Origin of the sequence: Marinobacter shengliensis (assembly GCF_003007715.1) — a bacterium.
Classification (GTDB): Bacteria; Pseudomonadota; Gammaproteobacteria; order Pseudomonadales; family Oleiphilaceae; genus Marinobacter; species Marinobacter shengliensis.
Genome location: NZ_PXNO01000019.1, coordinates 324,404 through 336,860 on the forward strand (window position 1 = coordinate 324,404; position 12,457 = coordinate 336,860).

Annotated in this window: 9 protein-coding genes; 6 read left to right on the forward strand and 3 right to left on the reverse strand. The window is 58.6% G+C overall.

The window, feature by feature from the left end:
* Positions 1-127: 127 nt before the first annotated feature.
* Positions 128-925 (forward strand): undecaprenyl-diphosphate phosphatase, encoded by a 798-nt coding sequence (locus C7H10_RS05240; protein WP_106694023.1) that lies wholly within the window; start codon positions 128-130, stop codon positions 923-925.
* Between the two features lie 150 nt (positions 926-1,075).
* Here the strand turns inward: C7H10_RS05240 and uvrD are convergent, their stop codons facing one another.
* Positions 1,076-3,241 (reverse strand): DNA helicase II, encoded by a 2,166-nt coding sequence (gene uvrD, locus C7H10_RS05245; RefSeq protein ID WP_106694024.1) that lies wholly within the window; start codon positions 3,239-3,241, stop codon positions 1,076-1,078.
* A 254-nt stretch (positions 3,242-3,495) separates the two neighbouring features.
* On the opposite strand from uvrD, the gene C7H10_RS05250 reads away from it, so the two are divergent.
* Genes C7H10_RS05250 through C7H10_RS05260 form a run of 3 tightly spaced genes read left to right on the forward strand, consistent with a single transcriptional unit; the run spans position 3,496 to position 6,766 of the window.
* Positions 3,496-5,109 (forward strand): methyl-accepting chemotaxis protein, encoded by a 1,614-nt coding sequence (locus C7H10_RS05250; RefSeq protein WP_167392878.1) that lies wholly within the window; start codon positions 3,496-3,498, stop codon positions 5,107-5,109.
* 28 nt (positions 5,110-5,137) lie between these two features.
* The gene (locus C7H10_RS05255) at positions 5,138-6,343 is read left to right on the forward strand and encodes a hypothetical protein (RefSeq protein ID WP_106694083.1); all 1,206 of its coding nucleotides are present in this window, start codon (positions 5,138-5,140) and stop codon (positions 6,341-6,343) included.
* A gap of 9 nt (positions 6,344-6,352) precedes the next feature.
* A complete protein-coding gene (locus C7H10_RS05260) occupies positions 6,353-6,766 on the forward strand; it encodes a substrate-binding domain-containing protein (protein WP_061330887.1) in 414 nt (137 codons plus the stop codon).
* Between the two features lie 65 nt (positions 6,767-6,831).
* On the opposite strand, the gene C7H10_RS05265 is transcribed toward C7H10_RS05260, so the two are convergent.
* Complete coding sequence (locus C7H10_RS05265; RefSeq protein ID WP_061330888.1) at positions 6,832-8,280, reverse strand: NAD-dependent succinate-semialdehyde dehydrogenase; 1,449 nt, start codon at positions 8,278-8,280, stop codon at positions 6,832-6,834.
* Positions 8,281-8,475: 195 nt separating this feature from the next.
* Between C7H10_RS05265 and C7H10_RS05270 the strand changes: the two genes are divergently transcribed.
* Positions 8,476-9,489 carry a histone deacetylase family protein gene (locus tag C7H10_RS05270; RefSeq protein ID WP_106694025.1) on the forward strand — a complete coding sequence of 338 codons (1,014 nt, stop codon included), beginning with the start codon at positions 8,476-8,478 and terminating at the stop codon, positions 9,487-9,489.
* A gap of 1 nt (position 9,490) precedes the next feature.
* Here C7H10_RS05270 and thiI read toward each other — a convergent pair whose 3' ends face one another.
* On the reverse strand, positions 9,491-10,945 hold the full coding sequence (gene thiI, locus C7H10_RS05275) for a tRNA uracil 4-sulfurtransferase ThiI (protein WP_106694026.1): 1,455 nt from the start codon (positions 10,943-10,945) through the stop codon (positions 9,491-9,493).
* A 121-nt stretch (positions 10,946-11,066) separates the two neighbouring features.
* Between thiI and ppnN the strand changes: the two genes are divergently transcribed.
* Positions 11,067-12,449, forward strand: a complete 1,383-nt coding sequence (gene ppnN / locus C7H10_RS05280) for a nucleotide 5'-monophosphate nucleosidase PpnN (protein WP_072676079.1) — start codon at positions 11,067-11,069, stop codon at positions 12,447-12,449.
* Positions 12,450-12,457: the final 8 nt, after the last annotated feature.

Below are 12,457 nucleotides of genomic sequence, written 5' to 3' on the forward strand. Positions count from 1 at the left end.
GAAACTTACCCGCGAGGACGCCTGTCCTGCGGGTAATCTCAACTGCCTGTTCAGCCCCGCCCGCGCCTGATACTATCGCCCGCTGGCAAACCGGGAGGGGCCTCTCCCAGCAAACGGACAGGACAACATGGATTTCTTTCAGGCGTTTTTTCTCGGCATTCTTCAGGGGCTGACAGAGTTTCTCCCCATCTCCAGCTCCGGCCACCTGATACTGATCCCGGCCTTTTTCGAATGGACTGACCAGGGCGTCGGCTTTGACCTGGCCGTGCACGTAGGCACCCTGTTGGCGGTCGTGCTGTACTTCCGCAAAGACGTGTTCGCCATCACCCGGGATGGGCTGTTATCCCTGAGTAAACGCCAGATGATTGGCCAAGGCAATATGGCCTGGTTCCTAGTGATCGGCACCATCCCCGCTGGCCTGGCGGGGCTGGCCTTGCTGGACATGATCGACAACGAGCTGCGGGCGGTGGAAGTGATTTTCTTCACGACGCTGATCTTTGGTCTGCTCCTGGGCTGGGCCGACTGGCGCCCGAACAAAGGCCGGACCCTGGATTCGCTGACCTGGAAGGATGCCCTGCTGGTAGGCTGCGCACAGGCCCTGGCCCTCATCCCCGGCACCTCCCGCTCCGGCGCCACCATCACCGCCGGTCTGCTGCTGGGCATGAGCCGACAGACGGCGTCCCGGTTTTCCTTTCTGCTGGCGATTCCGATTACGGCACTGGCTTCGGCGGTGAAGCTTCTGGAGGCTGCGACGTCTGATATTACCGTGGACTGGACCGGATTTCTGGTAGGTGGTGTAACGGCCTTTGTCATGGCGATTACCGCCATCCATTTCTTCCTGAAGTGGTTGAACAAGGTAGGCATGTGGCCCTATGTTCTCTACCGCATCGCATTGGCGGGTGTGATTTACGCGGTTCTGATGTAACGGCGGCCAACACATTGCTTGGGGCGCAGGGTTGGGTAGGCCTTTCCAAAACTGTGCGGAGCCATGGATGGCGGAGCCCAAGCGTCACATGGATGTGCCGAAGGAGCGTGTTTTGGAAAGGCCTACCCAACCCTGTGCGACACTCCTGAACTAGCAGGCTTCCAACGGAGCATAAGCCAACACCAGCCACTTGGCCCCCTCATCAAAGTTCACCTGCACGCGAGTATGGTGCCCGGTCCCCTCGGAGTTCATCACGATGCCCTCACCAAACTTCGGATGACGAACGCGCTGGCCGAGGCTGAAACCGGACTGCTGGGCCGAATCCTGGCTGAACATGCTCTCATTCGGACGACCGACCATCGCCGGGCGCGTCACCGTATTGCGCAACCGCACTTCCTGCAGGCAATCCGCCGGAATCTCCCGCACAAACCGCGACAACGCATGGAACTTCTCCTGCCCGTACAAACGGCGGGATTCCGCGTAAGTAAGCACCAGCTTTTTCATCGCCCGGGTAATGCCCACATAGGCCAGCCGACGCTCCTCTTCCATGCGCCCCGGCTCTTCCAGCGACATGCTGTGAGGGAACAAACCTTCCTCCACACCCGCCAGGAACACCAGCGGGAATTCCAGGCCCTTGGCCGAGTGCAGAGTCATCAACTGCACGCTGTCTTCATGGACATCGGCCTGGGCCTCGCCCGCATCCAGTGCTGCCTGGGCGATGAACTCCCCCAGCGGGTCGACACCGTCTTCCACCTCGAAATCCGACAGCGCGTTCACTAGCTCTTCCAGGTTCTCTACCCTCGCCTGGCCCTTCTCACCTTTTTCGCTGGCGTGGTAGTCCTTCAGGCCACTGGCTTCGATGGCCTGTTTCATCAGGCCCTGCAATGACGCCTCACCAACCATTTCAGACAAGCCGTTGATGATCTCCATAAACGACTGCAAACCGGTTTTCGCCCGGCCCTTGACCTGGCCCGCCGCCAGTAGGCGCTCGGCGGATTCCCACAGGGAAATGCCTTGCTCGGTGGCGTATTCCCGCAATTCCGCCAGGCTCTTGGCTCCGATGCCCCGGGTGGGAATGTTTACTACCCGTTCAAAGGCGGCGTCGTCCCGGTGGTACTGCACCAGGCGCAAGTATGCCAGGGCGTTGCGGATTTCCTGGCGATCATAGAAGCGCAGGCCGCCGTATACCCGGTAAGGAATACCCTGGCGCATCAGCGCCTCTTCCAGCACACGGGATTGCGCATTGGAGCGATACAGGATGGCGGATTCGCTGCGCAGATTGCCGTCGTTAACCCAGGCATTGATGGAATCGGCGATGTAGTTGGCTTCATCCTGCTCGTTGAACGCGGCGTACAGGCTGATGGGCTCGCCATCCGGGCCGTCGGTCCACAATTCCTTGCCCAAACGGCCCTGGTTGTTGGCGATCACCGAGTTGGCGGCCTTCAGGATCATCTGGGTGGATCGGTAGTTCTGCTCCAGTCTGACCAGCCGGGCATTGGGAAAGTCCCGCTGGTACTGCTGTATGTTCTCGATCTTGGCGCCACGCCAGCCGTAGATGGACTGGTCGTCATCACCCACCACGGTCAGCGGAACGCGGTTACTGGCCAGCACCTGCAACCAGGCGTATTGAATGGTGTTGGTGTCCTGGAACTCGTCCACCAGAATGTGCTGGAAACGCTGCTGGTAATGCTTCAGCAATTCCGGCCGATGCAACCACAGTTCGTGGGAGCGCAGCAGCAGCTCACCAAAATCCACCAGGCCGCCCTGCTGGCAGAGCTTTTCATATTGACGGTAGATCTTGAGCATGGTGCTGGTGAAGTGGTCGCCGGGATTTTCCTGGATGTGGTCCGCGCGCAGGCCTTCGTCTTTCTGGCTGTTGATGAACCACTGGGCCTGTTTGGGCGGCCACTGGCTTTCATCAATCTGAAACTCCCGCATCACTCGCTTGATCATGCGCAGCTGGTCGTCGCTGTCCAGCACCTGAAAATTCTCCGGCAGGCCGGCGTCTTTCCAGTGAGAGCGCAGCAAACGGTGGGCAATGCCGTGAAAGGTGCCGAACCATAACCCGCGGGAGGGAATACTCATCATCTCTTCGATGCGGTAGCGCATCTCCTTGGCGGCCTTGTTGGTAAAGGTCACCGCCAGGATACCGGTGGGCGGCACCCGGTCTACCGTCATCAGCCAGGCAATCCGGTGCACCAGTACACGGGTTTTACCACTGCCCGCGCCGGCCAGCACCAGCAGGTGATCGTTCTGGGCGGTAACGGCCTCGCGCTGGGCGTCGTTCAGGGGGTCGATAATGTGGGAGACATCCATGGAGATAGACTTCATCACTGTTTAAATTTACAGGGCATTGTATCAGGCCTGATCAACTACGTCCTTTGTCCTGAGATCCTACCTAAAAACGGGTATACCACCTGAAATTTCAATGAGTAACCTTCAAGAGAGTGGCGTTTCAGCCGATACACCCTTTAACACACTGACACATTAATTCTGTGTCAGGCGTTCAAAAAACAACCTAGAATGCCGGCCGACTAAAGTCTTAGGACTGACCGACAGGGACTGACAACATGCTCTCATCACTCAAAATTTCTCACAAACTGGCCCTGCTGGTTGTGGTTGCCGTTACCGCCTTTGTGGTCAGCCAGACGTTTTCGATTATCACCGAACGAAGCAACTCCGAGCGGTTGACCGAAGTACGGGACCAGCTGTACCCGTCGCTTGAACTGTCCACGATCAATCAGGGTCATTTGCAGCTGATCGAGACTCAGATCAACAGTGCAGTCACCACCGGGGATGACCAACAACTGGCCGCTACCAGCGACCAGAAAGATGAGATTGCAGCCAATCTTCGCAAGATCGCCTCGCTCAATCCGGATTTGAGCCAACAGGCAACCAGCCTGAGCCGAGACCTGGAGACCTATTACGGCAATGCGACGCGCATCGCCACGGCCATTATTGAGGGCACCGCCGACTTCAACCGCATCGGCCGGGACGCCTCCGCCAACGCCAATCGCCTGGAAAAACTGCGGAATGACCTGGACTCCATGCGCAGCGCCATGGAAACCCGACTGATCCAGGCCATTGACAACACCACGGCCGCCTCCAGTGAGGCTGGCACCGTGTCACTGGTCATTCTGGTGGTGGCATTGATTGCCCTGGTCACCCTGAGCCTGATTATTGGCCGCTCGATCTCAAGCAGCCTGAACCAGATCATCAGCTCTCTGCGCAACATGGCCTCAGGCGAAGGAGACCTTACCTCCCGTATTCATTACGAGGGCAAGGACGAACTCCGGGCACTGGTGAACCAATTCAACAAGTTCGTTGAGAAACTTCACGGGTCTTTCGCAACGATCCAGCAGGATATTGGTGAACTTAACAGTGTTGCCTCGCACCTCGCCGGCACCAGCCGGACCAACCTGGGGCGCATCAGCCAGCAGGCCCAAGCCATCTCCTCAACCCGAAACTCCGTTGAAGAACTGGTCAAGAGCGTTGAAGAAGTGGCGGGCTTTGCCTCGTCCGCGTCTGACCAGACTCAAGACGCTGCAAAATTTGCCACTGCCGGTCAGCAAAAGGTCAACAGCAATATCAGCACCATCCGGGAATTGATGGCAGAAATCGAAAAGACTGCAGGCCTGGTAAACCAGTTTGACGAATTCTCCGTGAAGGTAGGCGGGCTGCTGGAAACGATTCAAACCGTCGCTGAACAAACCAACCTGCTGGCACTGAATGCCGCCATCGAAGCTGCCCGAGCCGGCGAGCACGGCCGAGGTTTTGCCGTGGTGGCAGACGAAGTACGGGGACTGGCCGTGCGCACCCACAAAGCAACCGAAGAAATCCAGCAGGTGATTTCCGAGTTGTCGAAGTTGTCAGGTAACGCCGTTACCTCCATGAAGGGCAGCGTGGAAATGGCCCGTGAGGGCGTCGATGCCACCACTGAGTCCGGCGAGGTCCTGAGCAAGATCCTTGAAAACGTTCAGCAGATCAGCGAGCTGAACGAACAAATCGCTGCTGCCACCTATGAGCAGAGCACCACCTTCAGCGAAGTCACCGGCCACATGGGCGATATGCATCGCAACGCCGAGGCGGTGATGGAAAGCACCGATGAGCTGGACAACGTCAGCCGCAAGATCCAGGACGTCAGTAATGGATTGCAGAGCGTTGCCGGCCAGTTCCGCGTTTAATACCTAACCAAAGACTAGGATGTACCTGATGAAGAGACTGTTCTCCGTCGCGCCCCTGGCGTTGGCGATCACCGCCGCACCCGCCATGGCACAAGACACCGAGCAAACCCTGGAGCGCATGCAGCAACAGCTGAACGCCATGCAGCAGCAGTTGAATTCGGCCCGCAACACCGGCGTCCGGTTTAACGGCTTTTTCAGCACCGGCTACGCACGTGCGAGTAACGACGCTGGCTACGCTGGTATCACCGAAGAATCCGAAGTCAAAGACCTGAGCCTGTTTGCACTTCAGGGTACCTTTGACGTTACCCAGAAAAGCCAGATTGTGATGCAGCTGGTTGGCCGTGGCGCCGATGATTGGGAGCCAGAAGTCGAGTGGGCCTACCTGAGCCACCGCCCGACCAACAACCTGCAACTGCGTGCCGGCAAGATGCGTATTCCGTTCTTCATGTACTCGGATTCTCTGGAAGTTGGCTACGCCCAGCCCTGGGCCAGGCCACCCCAGGCGGTGTATGGCCCGATTGCAGTGACCAGTTACGTGGGTGCCGATGCCAGCTACAACCTGAATTTCGACAACTCCTCGTTGACCGCGACCGGCTTTACCGGCTTTACCGATGAAGATGGCAATTCCGGCGACGTTCAGCTGCGCAACATCGCAGGCATGAACCTGACCTGGACCGACTATGTATGGACCATCCGGGGCGTTGCTGCAACGGCTGAAGCCGATATTGATGCGACACGACTGGGCGCGCTGGCGGCACAGAGCGGCATTACATTACCGGCTGGGATCACCCAACTCGCCGACGGCGATCGAGGGAACTTCTATGGTCTGGGCGCGAGCTATGACAACGGCAGCTGGCAGATCATCGGTGAAGTCACGCGGGTAGAAGTCGATGGCAAGTTCGCCGATACCGACTCCGCTTACTTGTCTGTTGGTCACCGTTTCGGCAGCTGGACGCCGTATGTTGCAACAGGCTGGACAGAGAGCAAGGACGATAACGAGCGCACGGGTGCCTTTATTCCTGGCGTGGTGCCGGAGTCGATCCTCAACTACCAGCGCAATGAATACAGCGTTGGTACTCGCTGGGACATCACCCCGGGCGTAGCCATCAAAGCAGACATCACCCACGTTCGTGGGCTCGATAAGGGCTTTGGCAATCTGAACACCGCCTACATGCTGGAAAGCAACGCCAGCAGCACCAACGTCTACACCCTGAAAATCGACTCAGCGTTTTAAGGAGGCCCCATGAAGAAGCTTAGCCTGTTGTTAGCGGCCTGCTTGATGGCCAGCCCCCTCGCCTTGGCAGATGTGGTGATTATTGGTCACCCGAGTGGCCCGGACAGCATCAGTTCCAATCAAGTTCGTGATCTGTACCTGAACCGCAGTCAGGCGCTACCGGATGGCCAAAGTGCCAACCCCTTCGAGCTGCCGGAAGGCGACGCTACCCGCGCCGAGTTCCACAGCAAGGTCACCGGCCGTAACGATGCCCAGCTGAAAGCCTTCTGGTCTCAGCAGGTGTTCACCGGCCGTGGCCAACCGCCGGAAGAAGCGGGCAATGCCTCCGCCATGAAAGCCCAGGTCGCTTCCACGCCCGGTGCCATTGGTTACATCGACTCCGCCGATGTGGATGACAGCGTCAAGGTGATCCTGACGCCCTGAGCTCCGGCTCTGAAATGCAAAAAGGCGAGCCGAGGCTCGCCTTTTTGCCGTTTTGAGGTTGATGATCAGAAACCTCTGGGCACCGTCTGCGCTTCCACAAACTCAAACAGGCCTTCCAGACCACCTTCACGGCCAATACCGGAGGCTTTCATACCACCAAAAGGCGCTTCCGGCGTGGGGCCGGTTCCAGTGTTCCAGCCAACGTGGCCAAAGCGCAGGCCAGCGGCGACCCGCTGGGCACGCTCGGCATCGGCGGTGAACACGTAGGACGCCAGGCCGAACTCGGTGTCATTACCGGCATCGATGACTTCTTCCTCAGTACGGAACAGCGCCATGGGCACCAATGGGCCGAAGGTTTCTTCCTGATAACAACACATGTCCCGATTGACGCCCATGACCACGGTGGGCGGGAAAAACAGACCCTTGCCCAACTCCGCCGGCTGCTTGCCGGCCACCAGCTTGCCGCCTTTCTCTAGGGCATCTTCAAGGTGGCGTTTGACCTTGTCGAAACCGGCCTGGTTAACCAGCGGGCCAATGTCGACCCCGTCTTTCATGCCATCGCCAACGGTCATCTTGTTAACCCGCTCAGCCAGCTTCTGGCCAAAAGCTTCCGCGACCTTTTCATGCACGAAAATCCGGTTGGCGCACACGCAGGTCTGGCCGCCACCACGGAATTTGTTGGCGATCAGGTTGTCAGCAGCGGCGTCCAGGTCGGCGTCGTCAAAGACGATAAACGGTGCATTACCGCCCAGCTCCAGCGCCAGTTTTTTCACCTGCTCCGCCGTATCGAGAATCAACCGGCGCCCCACTTCGGTGGAACCGGTAAAGCTGAGCATCGGCACATCTTTGTGCTCGCACAGCACCTTGCCGATCATGCTGGCCTTGCCCATAACCAGATTGACCATGCCATCCGGCAACCCGAGCTTGTCCATCACGCTGAAGAAGGCCACCATCGTCAGCGGTGTTTCACTGGCCGGCTTGATCACAGACGGGCAGCCGGCCGCCAGGGCAGCCGAGAGCTTTTTGGCAATCATGCCAATGGGAAAATTCCAGGGTACGATCAGGCCGGTCACGCCAACGGGCCGGTAATGCACGGTCCAGGTGCAATCCTTGGGCTTCTCCGGGATGGTATGGGCATCCAGGGCATTGACGTGTTTGGCACAGTAATCGAAGAAACCCGCAGCGTAGTCCACCTCGCCCTGGGCTTCCTTCAACGGCTTGCCGTGCTCCATGCACAGGATTCGGCCAATTTCCTCGCGATGTTCTTTCAAACCATCGCGAATGTCTTCCAGCCACTTGCGCCGGGTCTCGATGGGCCAGGGGTTGGTGAGCCGGAGCGCAGACTTGCCTGCCTCGACGGCATCCAGCACATCCTGCTCTGACATGGACGGCACTTTGGCAACCACTTCGCCGGTGGCTGGATTGAACACATCAAAGGTGTTGCCGCCAGCACTGTCGGTCCAGCGCCCACCGATGTAGCCTGTCAGGTTTTTCAGCAGTGGTGACTCGATCATTTCGGCTCCTCTTCAATAACCTGGGTGCGCCCGGGTGCGACGGGGCGCGGGTGTATTGGAACGTCTTTCATAGTGGATGCTGATCGCCGGCCTGTAAAGGCAGCGTGTAAAAAACGCGGCCGGCGATTCGTTGACCCCTCAGTGTCACTGCCTATACTCGGAAGAGTATTTCCAGACTCCCGAGGAGGCGGTTCAATGAAGGCATTTTTTCATCCGGCGCAGGATCTGCATATTCCCAAAACGTATTTCACCCGTGGCCAGATGCGTCAGCCTCAGGAGGTTCCCGACCGCACCAGCCAGATGCTGGAAGGCTTGAAGGCGATGGGGATTCCGGTTCTTCAGCCGGCCGATCAGGGCGCGGCGCCCATTTCGAAGGTGCACGACCTGGGTTATCTTCGTTTCCTGGAGTCTGCCCATCGTCGATGGATGGAAAACGAGGACTGGGGCGATGAGGTGATGTCCAATATCTTTGTGCGCTCGCCCAATGCCATGCGCGGCATACTGGCCGAGGCCGCCTGTTATCTGGCGGATGGCAGTTGCCCGATTGGCGAGAACACCTGGAAAGCGGCCTACTGGTCGGCCCAGACCGCCCTGGGCGCGGCGGATGCCCTGATTGCGGGGGAACGCACCTCCTATGCGGTGTGTCGCCCACCAGGCCACCATGCCCGGAAAGACGCGGCCGGGGGGTTCTGTTATCTGAACAACGCGGCGATTGCCGCTGAACACATGAAGAGCCGGTTCCCGCGCACCGTCATCCTGGATACCGATATGCACCACGGCCAGGGTATTCAGGAGATTTTCTACGACCGCAGCGACGTGCTGTACATCTCCATTCACGGCGACCCCACCAATTTCTATCCGGTGGTCAGTGGTTTCGAAGATGAACGTGGTGAAGGCGAAGGCTATGGCTACAACATCAACCTTCCGATGCCCCATGGCTCCAGCGAAGATGACTTCTTCGGCAAGCTGGATGAAGCCCTGGCAGCCATTCGGCTTTACCAGCCCGATGCGCTGATCCTGACCCTGGGCTTTGATATCTACAAGAACGACCCGCAGGCCAAGGTCTCGGTAACATCCGAGGGCTTCTGCAGATTAAGCACCCACATCCGCCAGCTGGGCCTGCCGACGCTGGTGGTGCAGGAAGGCGGGTATGACCTGGACACCCTCAGCGAGAATGTCCAGCAGTTTTTCAAGGGGTTGGCGGGCTGACTCAGGCCGCAGGCGTGTAAACCTTCACATTGCCATGTCCTTCCGCCTTCAGGTGACCGGCGTGCATCCGGCTCATGGTGCCCCGGTCGCAGTACAGCAGGTACTGGCGGTTGGCCGGCAGATCAGACATCTGCTGGTTGAGTTCGTAGAACGGAATTTTCAGGATTTCATTGTTGGTCAGTGTCAGCGGTGAACGTTCTTCCTCCGACGGGTGCCGTACATCGATGATCACGTCTTCCACCGCAGGGGTCTGCACCAACTCCACTTCTTCCGGTGTGGTGATGGTATCCAGCAACTGGCTCACCATGGTGCCCTGCTGATTGGCAATGGCCTGCGCCAGCACCTCCGGGTTCATGTTGGCTTCTTCTTCCTCAACCCGGTGCAGCTTGGCGCGGGTAACCGGCTTGCTGGAAATAACCCCGCAGTACTCCGGCATGGTCCGGGCGAAGGGCTCGGTGCCAATTTCTTTGGCAATGCGGATGATTTCCTGCTTGTCCATGGCAATCAGCGGGCGCAACACCACTTCGTCACTGGCCCGGTCAACCACGTTCAGGTTGGTCAGGGTCTGGCTGGACACCTGGGCGACGGCATCGCCCATCACCAGGCCGGTAGCCGTATAATCCCGGGCAATTTCCGCCGCGGCTTTGAGCATCTGGCGCTTAAGTACCACACCCCAATGCCGGTGATTCACTGACTGCATGATCTCGGCCACCACACCTTCAAAGGGTACCGAAATAAACTTCACGCCATGGGAGGCCCCATACCGCTGCCAAAGGTAATGCACCACCTGGCGCACCCCCACCTCATGGGCGGTGCCGCCCAGATTGAAGAACAGGAAGTGGCTGCGGATACCTCGGCGCATCATCAGGTAGGCAGCAACAGAGGAGTCATAACCGCCAGACACCAAGGTCATCACCGTTTCCACGGTACCCAGAGGATAGCCCCCAAGGCCCTCATGGCGGCGATGGGCGATATGGAACTGTTCCTCATTGAGCTCAATCCGCACTTCCAGGTCCGGATTCTTCAGGTCAACTCCCCGGGCGTTCGAAGCCTGGAGCAATGCGGCACCCACTGAGCGTTCAAGATCAATGGACCGGAACGAATGACTGCCATGGCGCCGGGCCCGCACGGCGAAGGTTTTGCCCGCAAGGCGGTCTGCGTAGGCCTGCACCGCCTTTTCGCCGACGTCGTCCATGTCGACAAAGGGAAAGACGCCGATTTCCTGGATGGTCGAAATACCCGGTATACGGGTCAGCTCATCGATCACCGGGCCCTCCAGGCTGCGGTCATCGGGAACCTCCACATCCACCCGGTCCCAACTGCCGTCCACCCGAATCTCAGGGTCCAGCCGGGACAGCAACTTACGAATATTCTGCCGCAACTGGCGCATTTGCTGCTGGCGAACGGGTTTACTCTTGATGGCCACTTCCGGGGCGGGACGAATAAGCAGTTTCATAAAAAAGTCTTTGATCGGAATAACGTCGGGTAGCGTAATAAGCAGAAAGGCCTTAGTGTACCCTTTTGCCAGAGTGGCTCAAAATCCGTCATTGCCGAAACCATCAGGAGCTCCATCAACGATGACCGAATCCACCATGAATGCCCTGGTTTCCCCGGAGGGCAGCCTCGAAATCCTCTCCAACCACGAGGTCAATCGGCTCAAGGACAAGAGCGAGGGTGGTTTGTACCGTCTGTTCCGCCAGTGCGCCCTGGCCGTGCTCAACACCGGCGTTGAAACCGACGACTGTAAGGAATTGATGGAGGCCCATGCCGATTTCGATGTTCGCCTGGTGCCCCAGCCCCGCGGCCTGAAGCTGGAATTGATCAACGCGCCCGGCCACGCTTTCGTGGATGGCGAAATGCTGCGGGCAATCCGTGAGCACCTGTTTTCGGTGCTGCGGGACATTGTGTACAGCCACTCCATTCCCAACACTGTCGCGGGGTTCCGCCGGGACAACCCGGAAGACATCACCAACCTGGTGTTCCATATCCTACGCAACGCCCGGGTGCTGGAGGCCGGTCGCCAGCCAGATCTGGTAGTGTGCTGGGGTGGCCACTCCATCAGCCACGATGAGTACCAGTACAGCAAAGACGTAGGCCATCAACTCGGCCTGCGCGGGCTCAGCATCTGCACCGGCTGCGGGCCGGGAGCCATGAAGGGGCCGATGAAGGGGGCCACCATCGGCCACGCCAAGCAACGGGTGAAGAACGGCCGCTACATCGGCATTACCGAACCAGGCATTATCGGTGCCGAAGCCCCAAACCCGATTGTGAATGAGCTGGTGATCATGCCAGACATTGAAAAACGCCTGGAGGCCTTTGTCCGCTGCGGCCACGGCGTGATCGTGTTCCCAGGTGGCGTAGGTACTGCGGAAGAAATTCTGTACCTGCTGGGCATCCTGCTACACCCGGACAACGCCGACCTGCCCTTCCCGGTCGTCTTCACCGGGCGCAAGGAGAATGCCGAATACTTCGAGATGATCGACAAGTTCATCCGCAATGCCCTGGGCGACGAGGCGGCCAACAAATACGAGATCATCATTGATGACCCTGGCCGAGTGGCACAAACCATGAAGCAGGGCATGAAAGACGTGGAAACCTTCCGGCGCGCGATGCAGGATGCCTATTATTTCAACTGGATGCTGAAGATCGACCCGGTGTTCCAGTTACCGTTTGAACCGAATCACGACAACATGCGGGCACTGGAGCTGCACCGAGACCAGCCGGTGCATCTGCTGGCAGCGAATCTGCGCAAGGCCTTCAGCGGCATTGTGGCGGGGAACGTCAAAGAGAGTGGTATCCGGCAGATCCAGGAGAAGGGTCCGTTTGAGATCGCCGGTGATCCGACGCTAATCCGGCCCCTGGAGGCCATGCTGGAGCAGTTTGTGGAGCAGAACCGGATGAAACTGCCCGGCACGTCGGCCTATCGGCCCTGCTACCGGATTGTCAGTGGTGCGGCCTGAGCCGCACC

Excerpts from the sequence above, each read along its gene's own strand:
- uvrD (WP_106694024.1), bottom strand. The coding sequence starts at position 3,241 with ATGGATGTCTCCCACATTATCGACCCCCTGAACGACGCCCAGCGCGAG.
- C7H10_RS05240 (WP_106694023.1), top strand. The coding sequence starts at position 128 with ATGGATTTCTTTCAGGCGTTTTTTCTCGGCATTCTTCAGGGGCTGACA.
- thiI (WP_106694026.1), bottom strand. The coding sequence starts at position 10,945 with ATGAAACTGCTTATTCGTCCCGCCCCGGAAGTGGCCATCAAGAGTAAA.
- ppnN (WP_072676079.1), top strand. The coding sequence starts at position 11,067 with ATGACCGAATCCACCATGAATGCCCTGGTTTCCCCGGAGGGCAGCCTC.
- C7H10_RS05260 (WP_061330887.1), top strand. The coding sequence starts at position 6,353 with ATGAAGAAGCTTAGCCTGTTGTTAGCGGCCTGCTTGATGGCCAGCCCC.
- C7H10_RS05250 (WP_167392878.1), top strand. The coding sequence starts at position 3,496 with ATGCTCTCATCACTCAAAATTTCTCACAAACTGGCCCTGCTGGTTGTG.
- C7H10_RS05255 (WP_106694083.1), top strand. The coding sequence starts at position 5,138 with ATGAAGAGACTGTTCTCCGTCGCGCCCCTGGCGTTGGCGATCACCGCC.
- C7H10_RS05270 (WP_106694025.1), top strand. The coding sequence starts at position 8,476 with ATGAAGGCATTTTTTCATCCGGCGCAGGATCTGCATATTCCCAAAACG.
- C7H10_RS05265 (WP_061330888.1), bottom strand. The coding sequence starts at position 8,280 with ATGATCGAGTCACCACTGCTGAAAAACCTGACAGGCTACATCGGTGGG.